Here is a 21,000-nt window from a genome sequence, read left to right as displayed (position 1 = left end):
TTAGCCTTCTTTAGCAACTCTATTGGTAATTAAAACCTGGATTATTGGCGTCTGAAGGAGTGACGTATTCCCTCTGCAGAATACACCGCCAGCGCAGCCCAGATCGCCATAAATCCGATCAGTCTTTCGCCGCTAAATGGCTCATGATACAAAATGACGCCCAATATCAGTTGGATTGATGGCGCAATATATTGCAGCAATCCCAGCGTCGCCATAGGGATCAGGCGAGCACCGGCAGCAAACATCAGTAATGGAATTGCAGTGATGGGACCAGCTGCCAGCAGTAATAATTGAGTTGTGCCAGATCCACTGATGAAGGCATTATGACCTTGTACCGTTAAGTAAGTCAGATAAGCAAAAGCAAACGGGAACAGCAAAAAGGTCTCCAGTGACAAGCCTTCCAGCGCACCAAGTGCGGCTGTTTTACGCAATAAACCATACACGCCAAAGCTGATGGCGAGAGACAACCCAATGATGGGAGGATGACCGGTTTGCCAGGTCAGCCAGATCACGCCGCAGGCTGCCAAGCCTATGGCAAACCATTGTGCTGACCGCAAGCGCTCACGCAAGATAGCGTAACCGAGCAGGACATTGACCAGCGGCGTCATAAAATATCCCAAACTGGCATCGACGATATGATCGTTATTGATCGCCCAGATGTAGATCAGCCAATTTACTGACAACAGGGTCGCGCTGGCGACAAATCCGGCGATCAGTTTTGGCTGACGCAGCACATCGCGTACCCAAAACCATTGACTACGCCATGCCAGTACTACCATCAAAAATAGCAGTGACCATAACATGCGATGTAACAAAATTTCTAGTGCAGGTATCCCGTGCAGAGCTTTGAAATAAATGGGAAATAAGCCCCAGACGATATAAGCGGAAGCTGCGTAGAGTATGCCTTTGCGCATGGGAGGACAATCAAAAAATAGAATACGGGATTGGATGCCTTATTTTTAGAATGATATTGATGGCATCGGTGAGGGCGCATTATCGCAGCAATCGATTATTCGTGTTGCCTTGTGGGCACTTCATTCAATAGCTATGGTTAATAGCTATTGTTTTTTCTGAAGACTGTCCCATCTGATGGTATGAGTTGATTCCAGCTCGTACTTATGTTTGCTATCAAGCTGCATAGATTTTATCAAGATGGCAACGGTCTAAATAACCAGAGATAACACGGTACCGTTACTGTGTTTCCATTCAGAATTGCAGGTAATCAATGTCCTCCGCTTTACCACTAATGCTCGTATTATCCAGCATCGTAATCACGGTCGGACTGATTGCGTGGTTGCCTGATGTGCTGTTGAAGCGCGCTTTGCAAAAGCCATTCCCTGGTCACTACTCCAAAATACTGCGTAAAAATATCCCGGTGTATTCCAGAATGCCGGCGGAGCTGCAATTGCAGTTAAAGCGATTGATCAAACAGTTTTTATATCAAAAGAAATTTATTGCTTGCGATGATTTGCAGATAACGGATGAGATCAAGGTCACGATCGCGGCCAGAGCTTGCATGTTGCTCCTTAATCGTCCAAGCACCGTTTACCCAGCCTTAAAAACCATCTTGGTTTATCCCAGTGCTTTTATGAAGCCGCATATTCAAACGAGTCTGGGTGGTGTAGTCACTCACGCCAACCAAACATTGTCGGGAGAATCCTGGAGTGATGGCAGGGTGATCCTGGCATGGGATCATGTGCAGCGCAGTGATGGTACGCAAATCGCAGGGCACAATGTGGTCTTGCATGAGTTTGCGCATCAGCTCGATAGCGAAACCGGCAGCACTAACGGCGCACCTGCCTTGATGAGTAAGGCGCGTTATCAACGTTGGTCTAGTATCTTGTCCCAAGAGTTTGATGTATTGCAGCGCGCAGCGGAGCTAGGTGAAGAAACGGTGATGGATCATTATGGCGCGACCAATCCGGCAGAATTTTTTGCCGTCGGGACAGAGACGTTTTTTGAGAAAACCTGGGAAATGGCGAGACATCATCCCGCGCTGTTTGAGCAATTCCGTGCGTATTATCAGGTTGATCCACGCGACTGGAATTAATGGCTTAATTGTATGCTGGGTGTTGTGATCCGTTCTAGCTTTTGATTCGATCAAAAGGGCATATTTTTATATACTCCCCTTAATTTTTAATTAAAAAGCCGAATTGTCCAGATAATATGTGGACGATTAAAATATACACTACCTGAGTATATTTATTTTAATGTAATGTCAAGTAGGAGTAATATCCGCTTTCAACTCGCAAAGCTAGCAAAATGAGATCAGATTTGAATCTTATTTCAGTGTTGTTCTGGCAGTCGCCAGATGTTTGCAGAGCATCTCAGTGCCATCTAAAATTCTCGGCCCCGCACGATTCATCCAGTCACCTTTTACGGTAAATAAATTACCCTTGCTGACGGCATTGAGCGTGGTGAATTGCCGCCAGTCGGCGAAGACATCTTGCTGCTCGCCGCCAGTGGTAATAATCGCATCCGGGTTGGCAGCCAGCACTGCTTCGGTATTGACTGTGGGACTGATTTCTTTTAAGCCGCCAAATATGTTTTTACCACCGCACAAACGGATTGCTGCCGACACCAGATGCTGATCATTTAAGGTCATCAAAGGTTTGCGCCAGATTTGATAAAACACGCTGACGATTCTTTGTTTTTCTGCTGCGTTTGCAGTGCTGACTTGTGAACTGGGCGACAAGCCGGACGGTAAGCCGGGCTGATAAGTTTGGCGCAATTTTTCTAAACGAATTCTGAAACGTTGGGCGGCTGCATTGCCGGTCGCTTGCTTGTTAGTCAGAACTGCCAGACGTTCTATTGAACTGGCAATATCTTCAAAACTGCGTGGCTCGCTCTCGAATATCGGGATATGGGTATCGCGCAATTTACTAGCTAGGGTTTTGCCGTTGCCAGTACCCCAGACCACGATCAGGTCGGGTTTGAGCGCAATGATGCGTTCTACATCTAATGCGAATACATTGCCAATCGAAGGGATTTTTTTCGCAGCTTCCGGAAAGTCGCTGTATTCGCTGACGCCGACAATTTGGCTACCGGCACCGGCCTCAAACAACAACTCAGTCGCATGCGGCGCGAGGCTGATAACGCGCTGTGCTGGCTTCGCCAGCGTGACCACATGTTGTGCATCATCAGTCACGCTGATGGCGGCGTGCCCCACGACACTGTGCAAGCTGATCGCTGCCAGTGCCATGAAAGCAGTTAGTTTTTTGATGAGACAAAAGTGCTCTCTGCTTTTTGCAAGCTGTGTCATCAGACTTCCAGATTGTCGATCAGGCGGGTGTTGCCAAGCTTGGCGGCGGCGACTACCACCAGCTCCGCCTTCTGCGCAATATCGCCAGCAGACGGTGGTTGCAGGTCGGAACGCTTGCGTACAGAAATATAATCTGGCTTCCAATGACGATTTGCTAGTTTCGCCATGGCTTTCTTTTCCAGCTCAAAAATATCCAGATGCCCTGAACGGATTTCTTGCGCAACCTCATTCAGTGTCTGGTATAAAACAGGCGCTTCTGCGCGTTCAGCCTCGGACAAATAACCGTTGCGTGATGACAGTGCGAGTCCATCATCAGCGCGCCAGGTATCGGCTGCGATAATTTCAGTTGGTAAGGCAAACTGCTTTGCCATATTCCGGATGATCATTAATTGTTGGTAATCTTTTTTACCAAACACCGCAACACGGGGCTGGACGCAAGAAAATAATTTCAGTACAACAGTACTAACGCCGGTAAAAAAGCCAGGGCGGAATTCGCCCTCTAAGATATTCCCCAGATCGTCGGGTGGACGCACCCGGTATTCTTGTGGTTCTGGATAGAGGTCTTTTTCTGTCGGGGCGAACAATACATACACACCTTCCTTCTCCAGCTTTTCTACGTCAGCCTGAAAAGTACGCGGATATTTATCAAAATCTTCGTTCGGGCCAAACTGTAATCGATTGACGAAAATCGATGCCACAATCGGATCGCCATGTTTTTTTGCCAGGCGCATCAGGGACAAATGACCTTCATGCAAATTGCCCATCGTCGGTACAAACGCAGTCCGTAATTGACCACGTAGTTGATCGCGCAATTCTTCGATAGAGGAAATAATTTTCATGAGGATAAGAGTGAGTGAATGTGACGACTATGATTTGATTCTTAGCAAGGGTTTGCTGGCTTAGCGATTAATTAGGTGAGTGCGTTGGCAAATAAGCGAGTCTCACATAAATCGGTGCAAAAGCTTCTGCCTGAGTGATTTCTATTAAAGTTTCTTTTGCGAGTTCAAGCAAGGCAACAAAATTAACCACCAGAACTGGTGCACCTTTACTAGGATCAAATAGATCTGAAAACTCGATAAATTTAGCGGACTGCAATTTGCGTAAAATACCTGTCATGTGCTCACGTACAGATAGTTCTTCACGGCTGATTTTGTGGTGGGCGACAAGTGTTGCTCGTTTTAGCACGTCGGCCCAGGCTGCTTGTAAATCTTGCACGTCGACCTGCGGCCAATGCAATACCGTATTTTGCTCAACAAAGACTTGCGCATGCAAAAAATCACGTCCTAGCTGGGGAACCGCGTTGAGGTCGTAGGCAGCTAGTTTCATTTGCTCGTATTCCAGTAGACGACGCACTAATTCTGCACGCGGATCGCCTGCTTCGCCATCATCCAGACTTTTGGTGCTGGGCAAGAGCATGCGTGATTTGATTTCAATCAACATCGCTGCCATCAATAAATATTCTGCGGCCAGCTCCAGATTATGTTTGCGGATTTGCTCAACATAGTCCAGATATTGCAACGTGACTTGCGCCATCGGAATATCGAGAATATTGAAATTTTGCTTGCGGATCAGGTAGAGCAGCAAATCCAGCGGACCTTCAAACGCTTCTAAAAAAATTTCCAGCGCATCTGGCGGGATGTAGAGATCGTTGGGTAGTTTGAACAGCGGCTCGCCATATAGTTTGGCGAACGCCAGTCCATCAACAACGTTGGGCGTGCTGTCGCTACTGCCAACCAGAGGCAAATCTGTCGCTGACAAAGTAGTGCTGATTGCAATCACAGCAGTCTTGGCTTAGGCTTTGTTTTGGTACACGTAAGCTTGTTGATCGATATTGGACTCAATCGTGTCTTTTTGCGTCGCAAGATCAATCGGTGCTTTATCCCATAATAAAGCACGACCATCACGCTGGCTTTGCTCTAATTGCGGATTAGCTTTTTTCAGACTTTGAATAAACTGAGTTGCTTCGGATTGGTAAAGCTGAAATTGTTTGGTGAACTTCATAATGATCGCGATCAACAGGTAAAAGAACAATCGAAGCCGCATTTTACCCTGTAATGCAGCAGTAATTAAGAGGGATTTTCTTATTTGCGGCCACATTGACTAATGCATTAGTGACGTAGTAATGAGCGACAGAGTTTTGTCCGGACAATCTATGTTTTGGCATTATCTGAGACTAAAAGAATACTTTTACTTAAATACCTAAAAAATTAGGCATTTTTGAATATAGAGAGGGAACGTGCTCACAGTGGGTCTGTTGCCACCAGTAAGCGAGAGAAACTGGCGATGCTGGCGACCGCTGCAAAAACGGCTCCCAGACCAAGCGCATAGCTAGTACCGCTTTTATTTGATAAGGTAAAGCAAAATGCCACCAGTGCTGCACCCGAGGCTTGCCCCATCAGACGGGAGGTAGCAACAATACCACTAGCGCCACCAGCTCGGGATAAGGGCGCAGCTCCCATAATCGCCTTCAGATTAGGCGCTTGAAAAAATCCAAAACCGATACCGCACATAGCCATACGCCAGCCAATATCAAACACTGAGGGGTTCAGGGGCATGAGCACAAGAGACAACATACCAGCTGATAATGCAGCAAGACCAATGCCACCGAGTACTCCTGGTGAATAATGATCACTCAATCGTCCTGCAATAGGCGCCATCACAGCAACCAGTGCCGCCCAAGGCGTCATCAAAAAGCCCGTTTCTACTGGTGAACGCCCTAATACCGTCTCAAAATAAAAAGGCAGTGATACAAAGGCAAGACTTTGAGTGGTGAAGGTACAAATTGCCGTTAATACTGACAGTAAAAACAATGGACGGCGAAACAGATCAACCGGAAGCATCGGTGCCTGATGTCCATGCTGGCGACGCAATAATAAGGCAAAAAAGAAAATGGTAGCTATCATTTCGATCACGAGTATTTTAAAACTTTGAAGGTGAGCAGCTTCCCCGAACAGCAAAATTAACATACCAAATGCAGCAATGTTAAACAAGGCTGTCAGACTATCTATTTTGTGAGTGGCTCGACGGGTCAGAGGCAGGACTTTACGTCCCAGGAAAAAAGCGAATATACCGAGAGGCACGTTGATCGCAAATAACCAAGGCCAACACCAGACGGCCAGTATCAGAGAGGCGATTGTCGGTCCAACCGCAAATGCAACTGCGACCACCAAAGAGTTCAATCCAAAACCACGCCCTTGCAGACGAGTAGGAAAAATTGCTCTTAACATCGCAGTATTGACACCCATAATCGCGCTAGCGCCAACACCTTGAAATAAGCGCGCAATGACTAAGGATGTTAAAGACCAAGAGCATGCGCAGCCCAAAGATGCCAGCGTGAACAATACCAGCCCCGCGATGGAAACACGGCGATAACCTATCACCTCTCCCAAGGCCGCAAATGGCAACAGCGTAGCAACCATCGCCAATTGATATACATTGATAATCCAGACAGAGGCGGCAGGTGATGTATGTAACTGATCCGCAATCGCTGGCAGCGCAGTATTGGCGATAGCCGTATCAAGGGAGGCCATTCCGACACCAATTGCGAGAGACAACATAGCCAAGTTACGTTCGCGTGTCGGCAATCCATCACGATTTGCCAAGGCCTGATCGTGTTCAATACTATTTTGCTTAAGCATTCTTGGCCCAGATTAGCACTATTAGATTGGGAGGCGAGCTTATGTTGATTGCACGCGCATTGATAAGTCATCGATTGTATCGCTTGCGTAATTGCCCTGCATGGCGGACGAACTTCTAACAGGCGGCGAACTTGGATTTTAGAAAAACGATAATTAAGACTTACGCAATATTGTCCCGACAAGGGGTAGCGACGAAGACAATACTTTAGTCTAAGTACCAACACCCTAGGCTGCAACGCTTTAGGGTAGTTTTGCGTAAGTCCTGTTATTGTTTTTTATCTGGGAAAGAGGCTGAATTACTTCTACAGCCAATGTGATTTGTATAAACCGTTTTGAATCCTCGTTGATTGATTCAAAAAGACAATTTAAAAACAATAAAGACCGCGTTGAGCGGCCTTTATTAAACACATTTTATTACTTCAAGTTAAGTAATGATGATCTACTCAATCTCCAACTTGTTTAACTCTGGCGTCCCCAAGGGGATTCGAACCCCTGTACTCACCGTGAAAGGGTGATGTCCTAGGCCTCTAGACGATGGGGACAGTGATCTGTCCGTTACTGACCTTTTACTTCTGAACTGCACTGCTTTTTCTTTCTTTCAACTTGTTTTTGCAAGTTTCTTCAATCAAGCAAGACCAAGATTATATACTATTTTTTCTGATATCTGCAAGCAATTTTTTTCTACTTTTTTCACATCGCTTGCTTAGCTCATTACTGGTGGAGGTGAGCGGAATCGAACCGCTGACCTCTTGCATGCCATGCAAGCGCTCTACCAACTGAGCTACACCCCCAGAACAGAAACGAGATTATAGGGGCTGAGCCATTCTATGTAAAGCCCCGTTTTATTTCCCGCTTCTATTTACCTGTTTCAATTTCACTTACAGATAGAGTTCAGCCTTTGAAGCACGACGTCGCGACCGAATAGTTCAACCACAGCATCAATTGATGGTGTTTGTAGCTGGCCTGTTAATAACAAACGCAAAGGCATAGCAAGTTGCGGCATTTTTAACGAGTACTGCGCCAAGGTTTCTTTCATCATCGACGACAAAGCTGGTTTGCTCCACTCCACAGTCTTGCACGCAGCTGCATAGTGTGCCAAGGCTGGCAACACTCCTTCCGTAATGTGCTGCTTGCACAACTCTGCATCCGGGTTCGGCTGGCGATAGAACAACATCGCAGCTTGCGCCAACTCATTAGTGGTATTGGCTCGCTCTTTCATCAAAGCGACGACCGCAGACAACTCTGGCGCATTCTCAAATTGTGCGCCGTCATTTCGCATCTGCGCACGCACCAACTCAGCTAGGCGCGCATTATCAGCAGCTTTGATGTAATGATTATTAATCCAGGCGAGTTTTTCCGGATTGAACTGCGCTGGCGAACTAGAAAGATGATTTAAATCGAACCAGCTACACATCTGCTCCATAGAAAAAACTTCATCGTCACCATGACTCCAACCAAGACGCGCAAGGTAATTCAGCATCGCCTCGGGCAAATAACCTTTATCCAGATAGTCCATTACGCTGACCGCATCTCGACGCTTAGATAATTTTTGGCCATCCGTACCGAGGATCATCGGCACATGACCGTAATGCGGCAAACTAGCTCCCAGCGCGTTCAGAATATTGATCTGGCGTGGCGTGTTATTGACATGGTCATCACCGCGAATTACGTGAGTAATTTGCATATCCCAATCATCGACTGCAACACAAAAATTATATGTTGGCGTACCGTCTGGACGGGCAATTACTAAATCATCTAATTCACGATTACCGATCGTAATTTGACCTTTAACAACATCAAGCCAGCTCACTTCGCCATCTAAAGGATTTTTGAAACGTATGACAGGCTTGCGGTCTGCTGGTATTGCTGGCAAATTTTTCCCTGGCTCTGGACGCCAGGTGCCGTCGTAGCGCGGTTTATCGCCGTTGGCGCGTTGCAGCTCACGCATAGCCTCGACTTCCTCGGGTGAGGAATAGCAAGAATAGGCAGTGCCATCCGCTAGCATTTTGGCTAACACTTCACTGTATCTGCCCATCCTTTTCATCTGATAAAAAGGACCTTCGTCATGTTGCAGGCCTAGCCAATTCATTCCATCTAAAATAGCTTGCACCGCTTCTGGCGTAGAGCGCTCAAGATCCGTATCTTCGATACGCAATACAAAAGTACCGCCAAAATGGCGTGCAAATGCCCAGCTAAATAAGGCTGTGCGGGCGCCGCCCACATGTAAATAGCCAGTGGGACTAGGTGCGAAACGGGTACGAACGGGCTTGCTCAGATCGACAGATGCAGAAGTGCTCATTAGATGGTGCGTTTGTCGGGCATAATAAAATGCGCTACAAAACGATAGAAGTTAAAACCAATATTTTACCGCCTTCGCAGCAGGGCCATCGGGTAAAAATAGAAATCTAACATGCAAATCCCAAATCGCATACCAACGCCTCCTCTGGCCACACGTGATGGCGTATCACCAAGCTATCTATGGTTACCAGAGGGACGGTGGGATAATTTATTAGATTTTTTATTGACACAATTTCCGGATGTAAGCGAACAGCAGTGGCATGCGCGTATCGCGAAACATGAGGTTGTTGATGCTCGAGGCACGATTCTGGCGGCAAATAGCGCAGTCAAACGTGGTATGTGTATTTTTTATTACCGCGAAATTGATGATGAGGTGACTATCCCTTATCAAGAACAGATCCTTTACCAAGACGAGAATTTGCTGGTAGTAGATAAACCACATTTTTTGCCCGTGATACCAGGCGGTCGTTTTTTGCATGAAACTCTGTTAGTTCGGTTAAAGAAGAGTAGCGGCAACAATCAACTGACACCTATTCACAGGCTGGACAGAGAAACCGCTGGCGTGATTTTATTTTCACAAAAAACAGAAACGCGGGGCGCCTATCAATCTTTATTTCAGCAGCGCAAAGTTAATAAAATCTATCACGCCTTAGCACCACATTTATCCCAGCAAGAGTTTCCGCTGACTTATCGCAGCAAAATGATTGACGCCGAAAAATTCTTTGTAATGGAAGAAACTCCTGGCGAACCTAACGCTGAAACTCATATAACAGTTATAGAGCGCCGCGGTGAAAATGATTTATATGAATTGCATCCCAGCACGGGGAAAAGACACCAATTGCGAGTGCATTTAGCAAGCCTCGGCGCGCCGATTATCAATGATACTTTCTACCCAATCGCCCTCCCATGTAACGGTGATGACTTTTCTGCCCCGCTACAATTACTGGCAAAATCGATCAGTTTTACCGATCCGCTTAGCGGTGGCTACAGACAATTTACAAGCACAAAAACTCTGTAAGTTGACTGCGCATATGATTAGCAATATATGCGGACTTAAGCCCGCTATGTCGATTGCAAACCACCTGCAATGGCGAAGTCAGCAATGACAAAGGCCTTGACAGCGTAATCGTGACGAGATACTATCTTGGTCTTCGGAGTGTGGCGCAGTCCGGTAGCGCACCTGGTTTGGGACCAGGGGGTCCAAGGTTCGAATCCTTGTACTCCGACCAAATATTAAAAGACCGTTAGGTTTAATTATCTTTCGGTCTTTTTCAATTTATAAGATTAAAGTTTAAAAATTTAGCGTTTGTCCAAGTAGCGAATTTAGCATTTGAACACGCAAAGCAAGTTTCGGAGTGTGGCGCAGTCCGGTAGCGCACCTGGTTTGGGACCAGGGGGTCCAAGGTTCGAATCCTTGTACTCCGACCAGTTTAAAAGGATCATCAAGTTTGCTTGATGATCCTTTTTTTATATCTGAAGCGTAAAAATCAAGATTAAAGTAAGCGTCACTAAGGCGTCAGTACGCTTTAAAACCGCGCTAAAATTCGCAAACTTTCTCCGACCTGACTAATCTCATGGAACCGGACCTGCCTAGCATCTGCCACCAGCTTTAGCTCAGGAAGATCAAATAAACCAGCCCCATGTCCCAATAATTTGGGCGCCAAATAAATCAATAATTCATCCACACAATCTTGAGCAATCAAGGCACCATTTAACTTAGCGCCCGCCTCGACATGAAGCTCATTAATTTGCCTGCGTCCTAATTCTAATAGCAAGGCGTTTAAATCGACTTGTTGGTGATCATCCGGCAAACATACGACTTCAGCACCTTGCGCAATCAAGGCTTGCTGACGATTTTGCTGATGACCTTGCTTAAGTTCAGGCGCTTCTGCACAAACGATTACGAACTTACCGTCTTGCAGTAACTTAGCATTGGCAGGAATACGTAATTGGGAATCGACCACAACTTTTAAAGGTTGCCGCGGTGTTTCTATCGCACGGACATTCATTTGCGGATCATCCGCCAGCACAGTGCCGATACCAGTCAAAATCGCATCGGCACGCGCACGCCAACGATGACCGTCATCACGCGCATCTGATGCAGTGATCCATTTACTCTCGCCGTTTGCCAGCGCAGTTCTGCCGTCCAGGCTTGCGGCTACTTTCAGTCGCACCCAAGGCTTACCGGTTTCCATACGCTTAAAAAAACCAATATTCATTTCGCGCGCGCGCTCACCCAGCAGACCAGATTCAACGGTGATCCCGGCATCGCGTAACATCGTCATGCCTTTGCCTGCGACTTGTGGGTTGGGGTCTTGGACTGCAGCTACCAACCGAAAAATACCCGCATCAATCAAGGCGTTGGCGCATGGCGGCGTGCGCCCAAAATGACTGCATGGCTCCAATGTCACGTAAGCGGTAGCACCTTTCGTGTCATGTCCCGTCGCGATCGCATCACGTAAAGCCTGCACTTCCGCATGCGCTTGTCCGACTGGCTGAGTATAGCCACGCCCAATCACCATGCCATCTTTAACAATAACGCAGCCCACTTTAGGATTAGGCGATGTGGCAATCGTCGCTTGCGCCGCAAGTTCCAGCGCCATTTGCATGAAGCGGATATCTTGTGGCTCACCTGCTTGATCATTCAAATAGGATTCAGTCATGCGGACTCAGCGGTGTAGAGTTTTAGGTATTTTGGATAGAAATCGTCGGGAATTTGCTCGTCATATCTTTAGCTTTTTCAGCGACTTTAATTGCCACTTTGCGCGCAATTTCTTTGTAGATCAGGGCAATTTTTCCTTCAGGATCAGCAACCACGGTCGGCTTCCCAGAATCAGCTTGCTCACGGATCGCCATCGTCAGCGGCAAGCCACCAAGAAAATCAACGCCATATTCAGCACACATTTTGGCACCACCACCTTCACCAAAAATCGACTCCGCATGACCACAGTTTGAGCAAATATGGGTGCTCATGTTTTCCACAATTCCCAGAATTGGAATGCCGACTTTCTCAAACATTTTCAGGCCTTTGCGGGCATCTAATAAAGCGATGTCTTGTGGCGTGGTGACAATAACAGCACCGGTGACCGGGACTTTTTGAGAAAGCGTCAACTGAATATCGCCAGTACCAGGCGGCATATCAATAATCAAATAATCCAGATCACGCCAATTAGTTTGGGACAATAACTGCGTCAAGGCCTGTGTCACCATAGGCCCACGCCAAACCATAGGCTCATCTGGATTGATCATGAAACCAATACTGGAAACTTGCAAACCATAGTTCTCCATAGGCTCCATAGTTTTCCCATCAGCGCTCGATGGCTGACCAGAAATCCCCATCATCATCGGCTGCGAAGGACCATAGATATCCGCATCTAAGATACCGACAGCAGCGCCTTCGGCAGCCAGTGCCAGTGCCAGATTCGCCGCAGTCGTTGATTTACCGACACCACCTTTGCCCGAGGCAACCGCAATAATATTCTTCACATTAGGCATCAATTTAATACCACGCTGTACCGCATGGGCAACGATTTTGCTGTACACATTAACACTCACTTTACCAACACCGGCCAGATTGCTGACAGCCGTTTGTACGCTAAGCCGTATCAGCTCAATCTGGCTTTTTGCCGGATAACCCAACTCCACATCCAAGCTCACATCGTTGCCATCGAGTTTGATATTTTTAGCCGACTTTGAAGTGATCAGATCTTTATTTGTATTAGGATCAATGACCAAAGTCAGCGCTGTTTTAACATCTTCCACTGTAATGCTCATGCAATTCTCCGTAAATTTTTTGCCAGTCTAGCGTAAAACTCCCGTATGACTGATAAAACCCTTAAAAGACTAGACCTTTTTCGCTGTTAGAATAACAGTCTTCATTGTTTTTAGTTGAAACCACCCCCCTTAATTTTCCATTCGCAAAGTATCACTACCATGACACGCAAGCTGTTCGTTACTACCGCCCTGCCCTACGCTAATGCACCGTTCCACCTAGGCCACATCATGGAATATATCCAGGCTGATATTTGGGTACGTCATCAGCGAATGTCGGGTAACGAAGTGCATTTCGTCGGTGCCGACGATGCGCATGGTGCGCCGATCATGATTGCCGCGGAAAAAGCGGGCATCACGCCGCAAGAATTTGTAGCGAATATCGCGGCCGGGCGTAAGCAATATCTGGATGGTTTCCATATTACTTTTGATAACTGGCACTCTACCGATGGCCCGGAAAATCACGCGCTGTCGCAAGACATTTATCGCAAACTAAAAGCAGCAGGCTTCATCACCAGCAAAACGATAGAGCAGTTTTTTGATCCTGTTAAAAATATGTTTTTGCCAGACCGCTACATTAAAGGCGAATGCCCGAAATGCGGCGCGAAGGATCAATATGGTGATTCTTGCGAAGTTTGTAGCGCGGTGTACTCACCGACGGAAGTAAAAAATCCGTACTCAGTACTGACCGGCGCTACGCCCGTGATGAAATCGTCTGAACATTTTTTCTTTAAATTATCAGATGAAAAATGCGTAGAGTTCTTACGCGGCTGGGCACTCAAAGATAATCGCCTGCAGTCCGAAGTCGCCAACAAATGCAAAGAATGGCTAGAAGGTGAAGGTGGTTTGGGTGACTGGGACATCAGCCGCGACGCGCCCTACTTTGGCATTGAAATCCCTGATCAACCGGGTAAATATTTTTATGTCTGGCTGGATGCGCCTGTTGGCTATCTGGCATCCTTAAAAAACTATTTTGGCAAAATCGGTCGTGATTACGATGCCTTTATGGCTGATCCGACGACGGAGCAGATCCATTTTATCGGCAAAGATATTACTTATTTCCACACCTTGTTCTGGCCTGCCATGCTGAAATTTTCTGGCTACAAAACACCAGATAATGTGTATGCGCATGGCTTTGTCACGGTCTCTGGCGAAAAAATGTCAAAGTCGCGCGGCACTGGTATTTCTCCACTGCGTTATCTTGATATCGGTATGAATCCTGAGTGGCTACGCTATTACTTCGCAGCCAAATTGAATTCTAAAGTTGAAGATCTGGATATGAATCCTGAAGACTTCGTCGCTCGTGTGAACGCTGATCTGATTGGTAAATACGTCAATATCGCCAGCCGTGCGGCAGGTTTTATCACCAAGCGGTTTGACGGTGCAATCGTGACCGACTGGGCGACGGCGGACGATGCATTTATCAGTAACCTACGTAAAGTGTCGCCGGATATTCAGGCTTACTATGAAGCGCGTGATTACGGTAAAGCCTTGCGCGCCATCATGGATCAAGCTGACATCATCAACGCTTATGTCGATGCGAATAAGCCTTGGGAACTCGCTAAAAAGCCAGAGAACGATGCCAAATTGCAGGAAGTTTGTAGTCGCTTGTTAGAAGCCTTCCGCATTCTGACCATCTTCTTGAAGCCAGTGTTACCGCAGCTCGCTGCACAGGTCGAGGCACAATTGCAAATAGCTCCTTTGCAATGGGCGGATGTTACAACACCGCTACCACATCTGCATAAAGTGCTGCCGTACACGCATCTGATGCAACGTGTGGATATTAAAATTTTCGATCAATTGTTCGACGCACCTACTGAAGTTGTCGCTGCTGTATCAACACCAGCAGTAGCTTCAGCAGCAAACTCAGCAGCGCCAACCGCACCAGTAGAATCGCCCGCTACCAGCGAGATCGAAGCGTTAGCGCCGGAAATTAAGATTGATGATTTTTCAAAAATTGATTTGCGCATCGCCAAAATCGTCAACTGCGAGCACGTCGACGGCTCAGACAAATTACTGCGCCTGACTCTGGATGTTGGCGAAGGTCGCCTGCGTAACGTGTTTTCCGGTATTAAATCTGCCTACCAGCCAGAACAACTGATCGGTAAGTTCACCGTGATGGTTGCTAATCTGGCGCCACGCAAGATGAAGTTTGGTATTTCTGAAGGCATGGTATTGGCTGCGTCTGCCGAGGATGAAAAAGCTAATCCAGGTTTGTATATTCTGGAGGCCTGGCCTGGTGCGCAACCGGGTATGCGGGTACGCTAATCCGCGACGGGTTGGCGAATCTAGTTTGCAAATCAAGTTTGTCAAAAAATACGCTGAGTGACTAAAGCAGATAGGAATAAGCAATAGCTCACTCAGCGATTTAAATCTCTCATATCAATAAAATACTCCCCATAGGTATATTTTAATCGTCCAAACAAAACCTGGACAATCGACGTATTTTGCAAATTTTTATGGGGAGTATATGAAATCTGATCAATGTCTCTCTCAATTATGTAAATGATTGTTCCGGCAATCGAATAGGTTAAAAGAATAGGTTGAAAGATCTGGCACGTGCGGAATAAGAGAAAGCAGTGCTATCTATAAAATACGTCATTCCTGCACGCTCTTGGCAGGAATCCAGCGGCGTTAGTTACTTAAGCAAAGACACTGGACTCCTGCCTTCGCAGGAGCAACGAGGTACCAGACCAATGAGGCAAATTGAATTGCCATTTTCAATTGCCAGGTTAACAAGTAAATAGTTACGCCCACATCAGCTCCAGTCAGCACTGCCCCACATCAAAAATTAACTCAAGACATCAAACTGGCGCGGTATTCGCACATTCGTTTAACAAAAAATCCTGTAGAGATTTCTCAATAGATTGCCCATGAGATATACTCCATTTACCTTTTTGTAGTACTTGATTGAACCGATCAACTCACCACGGTCAGATATCCATGAATAGCCCACTTAGCCCCGCCGCAGTTACCTCCCCTATCCCTGCACGTCTGGTCCAATTGCGCGCAGCAATGAAAACTGCGGGTTTAGATGCCTACATTATTCCCTCGGCTGATCCGCATTTGTCTGAATATTTGCCACAGCGCTGGCAAGGCCGCGAGCAATATTCTGGCTTCACCGGGTCGGTCGGCACTCTAATCGTGACGGCAGATTTTGCCGGATTGTGGGTTGACAGCCGTTATTGGAGTCAGGCAGAGCAAGAACTAGCCCCTACTGGCATACAGATGATGAAAATCAATTCTGCTGCTGCCACACTGCATCTTGATTGGCTCGCCAGCACCATGCAAGCAGGACAAACCGTTGGCGTAGACGGCGCCGTGCTTGGGCTAGCGATGGCTCGCATGCTTGAGCAGGCGCTGCAAGTTAGAGGCAGTAAATTGGACACTAGCAAAGACTTATTACAAACTATCTGGTCCGGTCGCCCTGATCTGCCGCAAGCCGCTATCTATGAACATCTGGCACCATTTGCGGTGGTCAGTCGTCAAGACAAACTAGCCCTTGTGCGTGAGCAAATGCGTATCAAAGCGGCGGACTGGCATTTTGTTTCTACCGTAGATGATCTGGCTTGGATCTTCAATCTGCGCGGTGCCGATGTCAGCTATAACCCGGTATTTGTCGGGCACGCACTGATCAGTCAAGACAGTGCTGCCTTGTTTGTCTCTCATGGCAAAGTACCTGCTGCTCTGGTAGAAGTATTAGCAAAAGACGGTGTGTTTATCGCCGACTACGCGCAAGCTGCCAGCGCCTTGGCTGCGTTGCCAGCAAATAGCAGTTTGCTGATAGACCCGCGCCGCATCACCTACTCTTTCCGCCAGGCAGTACCAGCTTCGGTCAAAGTAATTGAGGCAATCAACCCATCGGTATTTGCAAAATCCCGTAAGACTCCACAAGAAGCGCAATTTGTACGTGAAGCGATGGAGCAAGATGGCGCCGCATTATGTGAATTTTTTAGCTGGCTGGAAGCATCGCTGGGCAAAGAAGTCATCACAGAACTGACCATTGACGAAAAAATTACTGCGGCCCGCGCACGTCAGCCTAACTTCGTCTCTGCCAGCTTTGGTACGATCGCTGGCTTTAACGGCAATGGCGCGATGCCCCACTACCGCGCTCTCCCAGAATCGCATGCGGTCATCGAAGGCAATGGCTTGCTGCTGATCGATTCCGGTGGCCAATACCTCAACGGCACCACCGACATCACCCGCGTGATGCCAATTGGCGTGGTATCAGCCGAACAAAAACGCGACTTCACCTTGGTTTTAAAAGGCATGATCAATTTGTCACGTGCGCAGTTCCCGCGTAGCACGCTGTCACCGATGTTAGATGCTCTGGCACGAGCACCGATCTGGGCCGAGGGCATTAACTACGGTCACGGTACCGGCCACGGCGTAGGCTACTTTCTAAATGTACATGAAGGTCCGCAATCTATCTCGGGCGCTATTCCAGAGGCACATAACGCAATGGAAGCAGGCATGATTACTTCCAACGAGCCGGGCATTTATCGTCCAGGCAAATGGGGAGTGCGGATAGAAAATCTGATGCTCAATATCGTCGGTCATCAAGGCGAGTTTGGCGACTATCTCAAGTTTGAGACTCTGACACTCTGCCCAATCGACACCCGCTGCATCGATATGACAATAATCCGTGAGGACGAATTGGCATGGCTCAATGATTACCACGCGACCGTCTTAGAACGCTTGTCACAACGCGTCAGCGGTGCAGCAAAAGCATGGCTAGAGGAGAGAACAAAAGCAGTCAGTAAATAGTCAGGAGAGGGAGTTTATGGGACGTTTGTTCATTTTTTACAAATCGTTCGATAACCGCCCAACGCCTTGCTGAATGGATCAAAATATGGATAATCGTTTGTGATTAGTAAGCCGTAGTCCATTGCGCTTCACAGTCAATAAAAAATAAAATGCTTAAGCATCCTAGCAATACATCCATCAGGAGACACTCATGCAATTCAAAAAATATCTGACACTTACCCTAAGTGCATTGTGTCTGGCTGCCAGCAGTTTGGCAGCACAGGCAGAAGAAACCATTAAAGTAGGCGTCGTAGCTGCATTTTCTGGTCCGTTTGCAGATTATGGCAAACAGATTGAGGGTGGTATTAAGGCCTATATGCATCAATATGGTGACAAGGTTGCTGGTAAAAAAATTGAAATTATCATTAAGGACACGACCGGTCCTGCACCAGACGTAGCCAAGCGTTTAGCACAAGAATTGGTAGTAAGAGATAAAGTCGATTTTCTGGCAGGCTTTGGTTTGACACCGGAAGCATTAGCAGTCGCGCCGATTGCTGAGCAGGCAAAAAAGCCGATGATCATCATGAATGCGGCAACCTCAATCATCACGACAAAGTCAAATTACATCGCACGATTCTCGATGACCTTGCCGCAAGTGTCTGGTCCGATGGCGACTTGGGCAATAAAAAACAATATTAAAAAAGTAGTGACACTGGTAGCCGATTATGGTCCAGGTATTGATGCCGAAACTGCGTTTAAAACCAATTTTGTCGGTGGCGGTGGCAGCATCACAGAATCCATCCGCGTTCCTTTACGTAACCCGGAATTTGCTCCCTACATCCAAAGAATTAAAGACGCAAAACCGGAAGCTGTTTTTATCTTCGTACCAGCTGGTGAACAAGGCGTGGCATTCATGAAAGGTTATCGGGAGCGTGGCTTGGCAGAAGCAGGCATCAAAGTCATTGCCACTGGCGATCTGACTGACGACCATGTTTTGCCTGCAATGGGTGACGCCACTCTGGGCGTGATCACAACATTCCACTATTCTGCTGCACATAACTCACCAGAAAATAAAGCCTTCCTGAAAAATTTTGCAGAAGCGAATCCAGGTGCAGGTCGGGCTAATTTTATGGCAGTAGCTGCGTATGACGGGATGGCGGCAATTTATGAAGTGTCTAAAAAGCTCAACGGCAAAATCGATGGTGACAAAGCCATGGCAATTTTAAAAGGGCTGAAAATGATGAGCCCGCGTGGCCCCATCATGATCGATCCGACAACCCGGGACATCATACAAACAGTCTATGTGCGCAAAGTAGAGAAGGTCGGCGGCGAATTATTTAATGTCGAGTTTGATAAGTTCTTGGACATGAAAGATACGGGTAAATAAACATTACCGAAATAAAAAAGCCTGGCGAGTAAATTGCCAAGCTTTTTTATTTGATTCAGGACTTATACAAAAACGACAAGCTACTTACTGCCATTCAGATGGAGCCCGATGTCTGAATCTGGAACATCAAGACCCCTTAACACAAATACACAGAGGAACAAAAAATAGAGAGAAAATCACGAGAACAGCGAAAACCTGCCGTTCTCTTGCTTTGTTGTTTCTCTGCGCCTCTATGGTAAGATTTTTTAGTTTTTGCGTGAGTCCTACATAAATAAGGCATTACTAAATAGGACTTACGCAAAATTGTCCCAGCAAGGCGCAGCGACGAAGACAGTACTTTAGTGCGGCGAGGCGTTGCAACGCAGCTGGGGCGGTTTCGCGTGAGTCCTAACTAAATTACTAAATCACTAAGCCTTTAGGCCACCGCAACCAGACGAGTCAGTGTAGCGGCATCTGCCATCAAACTCGCACTATCCGATTGATGCACGATACGTCCACGCTCCAACACCATCGCATTTTGCGTCATTGATAAAGCCAGTTTGGCGTGTTGCTCTACCACGATGACTGCCATGCCTTCTTCGCTGATCAGCTTGCGGATCACTTGTGCCAGATCTTGCACGATGATCGGCGCTAGCCCCTCCATCGGTTCATCCAGCAATAACAATCTGGGATTCGTCATCAGCGCACGGGCAATGGCCACCATTTGCTGCTCGCCACCGGAGAGTTGATTGCCCATATTGCCGCGACGCTCTTCTAGTCGCGGAAAGATATCGTAAATCTTTTTAATATTCCACGGCCCCGGACGAGCCACAACGCTTAAATGCTCCTCAACCGTCAACGATGGAAACATATATCGCTCTTGTGGCACCCACCCCAAACCTGCGTTAGCACGCTTATGCGTTGCCATAGGATTGATGTCATTGCCACGCCAATGTATGCGGCCACCGTGTTGTTGTGTGATACCCATCAGGCTGACGAGCAAGGTGGTTTTACCCGCACCATTACGCCCTAGCAGCGCCAGACTATCACCTTGTTTTAGGCTGAAAGAAATATCTTCCAGCACCACGGACTCGCCATAGCCGGCGGTGAGTTTATCTACTGTGAGTAAGTCAGTCATGCGCTTCTCCCAGATAGACTTCTTTCACCCTTGGGTCTGAGGCGATCTCGGCTGGAGTGCCTTCAACCAATACCTTGCCGCCAACCAGGACGGTAATCCGTTCTGCAAATTGAAATACCAGGCCCATATCGTGCTCAATAAAAAGTATCGTCACCTCGCGCGGTAGACCGGCGATTACCTCAAATAACTCGGCACTTTCTGCGGAAGGAATCCCTGCTGCCGGCTCGTCGAGCAACAAGACTTTCGGCTGGGTAGCGAGTGCTAAGGCAATCTCGACCAAACGCTGCTTTCCATAGGGTAGACTCGCTGTCAATCGCTGCGCCTCTTGCTCTAGTTTGAGCGAACCGAGCAACGCCATCGCCTCCTCTATCGCCGAGCTTTGTTGCGCAACGGTTTTATACCAAACCCGACTATTCCCCTGACGTTCGCAAATCACCAGCACGACGGATTCCAGCACGGTCAATCCGGCAAACAAGGTGTTGATCTGAAAAGTCCGGGTCATCCCGCGCTTAACACGCTGATGTTGCGGCAAGTGGGTGATATCTTGATCGTCTAAAAATACTTGGCCAGTAGTCGGTGCAATGCTACCTGTGAGTAAATTGATGAAGGTGGTTTTACCAGCGCCATTCGGGCCAATTAAAGCATGCCTGCCACCTTTAGCGAATGAGAGTGAAATATCCGTATTTGCTTTAAACGTACCCCATACCTTGGATAGACCTTGAGTACGTAATGCAATCTGTTGACCTTCATGTGCAAGTTCAGTACTGCTGCGATCAATCAT

16 protein-coding genes and 4 tRNA genes are annotated in these 21,000 nt (G+C 47.3%); 7 read left to right on the top strand and 13 right to left on the bottom strand.

Going from position 1 to position 21,000, the window contains the following annotated elements; genetic code table 11:
* Nucleotides 1–41: 41 nt before the first annotated feature.
* Nucleotides 42–914: an EamA family transporter RarD gene (gene rarD / locus RGU72_RS01955; protein ID WP_322118130.1), complete on the bottom strand. Its 873-nt coding sequence runs from the start codon at nucleotides 912–914 to the stop codon at nucleotides 42–44.
* Nucleotides 915–1,225: 311 nt separating this feature from the next.
* On the opposite strand from rarD, the gene RGU72_RS01950 reads away from it, so the two are divergent.
* Nucleotides 1,226–2,050 carry a M90 family metallopeptidase gene (locus RGU72_RS01950; protein WP_322118129.1) on the top strand — a complete coding sequence of 275 codons (825 nt, stop codon included), beginning with the start codon at nucleotides 1,226–1,228 and terminating at the stop codon, nucleotides 2,048–2,050.
* Between the two features lie 231 nt (nucleotides 2,051–2,281).
* On the opposite strand, the gene RGU72_RS01945 is transcribed toward RGU72_RS01950, so the two are convergent.
* The 8 genes from RGU72_RS01945 to gltX form a co-directional block, all read right to left on the bottom strand.
* Nucleotides 2,282–3,262 (bottom strand): cobalamin-binding protein, encoded by a 981-nt coding sequence (locus RGU72_RS01945; protein ID WP_322118128.1) that lies wholly within the window; start codon nucleotides 3,260–3,262, stop codon nucleotides 2,282–2,284.
* The gene (gene panC / locus RGU72_RS01940) at nucleotides 3,262–4,101 is read right to left on the bottom strand and encodes a pantoate--beta-alanine ligase (RefSeq protein ID WP_322118127.1); all 840 of its coding nucleotides are present in this window, start codon (nucleotides 4,099–4,101) and stop codon (nucleotides 3,262–3,264) included. Before panC ends, RGU72_RS01945 begins: the two co-directional genes overlap by 1 nt.
* A gap of 67 nt (nucleotides 4,102–4,168) precedes the next feature.
* A complete protein-coding gene (locus RGU72_RS01935; RefSeq protein ID WP_322121537.1) occupies nucleotides 4,169–5,032 on the bottom strand; it encodes a ScpA family protein in 864 nt (287 codons plus the stop codon).
* A gap of 21 nt (nucleotides 5,033–5,053) precedes the next feature.
* Nucleotides 5,054–5,263, bottom strand: coding sequence for a DUF3460 family protein (locus RGU72_RS01930; protein ID WP_322118126.1), 210 nt, complete (start codon nucleotides 5,261–5,263; stop codon nucleotides 5,054–5,056).
* 239 nt (nucleotides 5,264–5,502) lie between these two features.
* On the bottom strand, nucleotides 5,503–6,900 hold the full coding sequence (locus tag RGU72_RS01925) for an MFS transporter (protein WP_416200095.1): 1,398 nt from the start codon (nucleotides 6,898–6,900) through the stop codon (nucleotides 5,503–5,505).
* 466 nt (nucleotides 6,901–7,366) lie between these two features.
* Nucleotides 7,367–7,442: transfer RNA gene (locus tag RGU72_RS01920), tRNA-Glu, on the bottom strand.
* A gap of 173 nt (nucleotides 7,443–7,615) precedes the next feature.
* A tRNA-Ala gene (locus RGU72_RS01915) sits at nucleotides 7,616–7,691 on the bottom strand.
* 83 nt (nucleotides 7,692–7,774) lie between these two features.
* Nucleotides 7,775–9,199 carry a glutamate--tRNA ligase gene (gltX, locus tag RGU72_RS01910; protein ID WP_322118125.1) on the bottom strand — a complete coding sequence of 475 codons (1,425 nt, stop codon included), beginning with the start codon at nucleotides 9,197–9,199 and terminating at the stop codon, nucleotides 7,775–7,777.
* A gap of 111 nt (nucleotides 9,200–9,310) precedes the next feature.
* On the opposite strand from gltX, the gene RGU72_RS01905 reads away from it, so the two are divergent.
* The 3 genes from RGU72_RS01905 to RGU72_RS01895 all read left to right on the top strand — a co-directional run bounded on the left by RGU72_RS01905 (nucleotide 9,311) and on the right by RGU72_RS01895 (nucleotide 10,626).
* On the top strand, nucleotides 9,311–10,216 hold the full coding sequence (locus RGU72_RS01905) for a pseudouridine synthase (protein WP_322118124.1): 906 nt from the start codon (nucleotides 9,311–9,313) through the stop codon (nucleotides 10,214–10,216).
* A 134-nt stretch (nucleotides 10,217–10,350) separates the two neighbouring features.
* Nucleotides 10,351–10,427 (top strand) — tRNA-Pro (locus RGU72_RS01900).
* A 122-nt stretch (nucleotides 10,428–10,549) separates the two neighbouring features.
* Nucleotides 10,550–10,626: transfer RNA gene (locus tag RGU72_RS01895), tRNA-Pro, on the top strand.
* 98 nt (nucleotides 10,627–10,724) lie between these two features.
* On the opposite strand, the gene ribD is transcribed toward RGU72_RS01895, so the two are convergent.
* Both ribD and apbC read right to left on the bottom strand, forming a co-directional pair.
* Nucleotides 10,725–11,861 carry a bifunctional diaminohydroxyphosphoribosylaminopyrimidine deaminase/5-amino-6-(5-phosphoribosylamino)uracil reductase RibD gene (ribD, locus tag RGU72_RS01890; RefSeq protein ID WP_323491956.1) on the bottom strand — a complete coding sequence of 379 codons (1,137 nt, stop codon included), beginning with the start codon at nucleotides 11,859–11,861 and terminating at the stop codon, nucleotides 10,725–10,727.
* Nucleotides 11,862–11,883: 22 nt separating this feature from the next.
* Nucleotides 11,884–12,972 (bottom strand): iron-sulfur cluster carrier protein ApbC, encoded by a 1,089-nt coding sequence (apbC, locus tag RGU72_RS01885; RefSeq protein ID WP_322118123.1) that lies wholly within the window; start codon nucleotides 12,970–12,972, stop codon nucleotides 11,884–11,886.
* Nucleotides 12,973–13,131: 159 nt separating this feature from the next.
* Between apbC and metG the strand changes: the two genes are divergently transcribed.
* The 3 genes from metG to RGU72_RS01870 all read left to right on the top strand — a co-directional run bounded on the left by metG (nucleotide 13,132) and on the right by RGU72_RS01870 (nucleotide 19,102).
* A complete protein-coding gene (metG, locus tag RGU72_RS01880; RefSeq protein WP_322118122.1) occupies nucleotides 13,132–15,237 on the top strand; it encodes a methionine--tRNA ligase in 2,106 nt (701 codons plus the stop codon).
* 675 nt (nucleotides 15,238–15,912) lie between these two features.
* Nucleotides 15,913–17,736 (top strand): aminopeptidase P family protein, encoded by a 1,824-nt coding sequence (locus RGU72_RS01875; RefSeq protein ID WP_322118121.1) that lies wholly within the window; start codon nucleotides 15,913–15,915, stop codon nucleotides 17,734–17,736.
* 190 nt (nucleotides 17,737–17,926) lie between these two features.
* A complete protein-coding gene (locus RGU72_RS01870; protein WP_322118120.1) occupies nucleotides 17,927–19,102 on the top strand; it encodes an ABC transporter substrate-binding protein in 1,176 nt (391 codons plus the stop codon).
* Nucleotides 19,103–19,517: 415 nt separating this feature from the next.
* Here RGU72_RS01870 and RGU72_RS01865 read toward each other — a convergent pair whose 3' ends face one another.
* Complete coding sequence (locus RGU72_RS01865) at nucleotides 19,518–20,219, bottom strand: ABC transporter ATP-binding protein (protein WP_322118119.1); 702 nt, start codon at nucleotides 20,217–20,219, stop codon at nucleotides 19,518–19,520.
* Complete coding sequence (locus RGU72_RS01860; RefSeq protein WP_322121534.1) at nucleotides 20,212–21,000, bottom strand: ABC transporter ATP-binding protein; 789 nt, start codon at nucleotides 20,998–21,000, stop codon at nucleotides 20,212–20,214. The genes RGU72_RS01865 and RGU72_RS01860 overlap by 8 nt, the downstream gene beginning before the upstream one ends.

The sequence above is a fragment of the Undibacterium sp. 5I1 genome (assembly GCF_034314085.1).
In the GTDB taxonomy this organism is placed as follows: domain Bacteria; phylum Pseudomonadota; class Gammaproteobacteria; order Burkholderiales; family Burkholderiaceae_D; genus Undibacterium.
The sequence above is the reverse complement of the archived record's forward strand: the minus strand, read 5'-3'. Positions and strand labels throughout refer to the sequence as shown.

Coding starts and splice junctions, on each gene's coding strand:
- rarD (WP_322118130.1), bottom strand. CDS start 914: ATGCGCAAAGGCATACTCTACGCAGCTTCCGCTTATATCGTCTGGGGC.
- RGU72_RS01950 (WP_322118129.1), top strand. CDS start 1,226: ATGTCCTCCGCTTTACCACTAATGCTCGTATTATCCAGCATCGTAATC.
- RGU72_RS01945 (WP_322118128.1), bottom strand. CDS start 3,262: ATGACACAGCTTGCAAAAAGCAGAGAGCACTTTTGTCTCATCAAAAAA.
- panC (WP_322118127.1), bottom strand. CDS start 4,101: ATGAAAATTATTTCCTCTATCGAAGAATTGCGCGATCAACTACGTGGT.
- RGU72_RS01930 (WP_322118126.1), bottom strand. CDS start 5,263: ATGAAGTTCACCAAACAATTTCAGCTTTACCAATCCGAAGCAACTCAG.
- RGU72_RS01925 (WP_416200095.1), bottom strand. CDS start 6,900: ATGCTTAAGCAAAATAGTATTGAACACGATCAGGCCTTGGCAAATCGT.
- gltX (WP_322118125.1), bottom strand. CDS start 9,199: ATGAGCACTTCTGCATCTGTCGATCTGAGCAAGCCCGTTCGTACCCGT.
- RGU72_RS01905 (WP_322118124.1), top strand. CDS start 9,311: ATGCAAATCCCAAATCGCATACCAACGCCTCCTCTGGCCACACGTGAT.
- ribD (WP_323491956.1), bottom strand. CDS start 11,861: ATGACTGAATCCTATTTGAATGATCAAGCAGGTGAGCCACAAGATATC.
- apbC (WP_322118123.1), bottom strand. CDS start 12,972: ATGAGCATTACAGTGGAAGATGTTAAAACAGCGCTGACTTTGGTCATT.
- metG (WP_322118122.1), top strand. CDS start 13,132: ATGACACGCAAGCTGTTCGTTACTACCGCCCTGCCCTACGCTAATGCA.
- RGU72_RS01875 (WP_322118121.1), top strand. CDS start 15,913: ATGAATAGCCCACTTAGCCCCGCCGCAGTTACCTCCCCTATCCCTGCA.
- RGU72_RS01870 (WP_322118120.1), top strand. CDS start 17,927: ATGCAATTCAAAAAATATCTGACACTTACCCTAAGTGCATTGTGTCTG.
- RGU72_RS01865 (WP_322118119.1), bottom strand. CDS start 20,219: ATGACTGACTTACTCACAGTAGATAAACTCACCGCCGGCTATGGCGAG.
- RGU72_RS01860 (WP_322121534.1), bottom strand. CDS start 21,000: ATGATTGATCGCAGCAGTACTGAACTTGCACATGAAGGTCAACAGATT.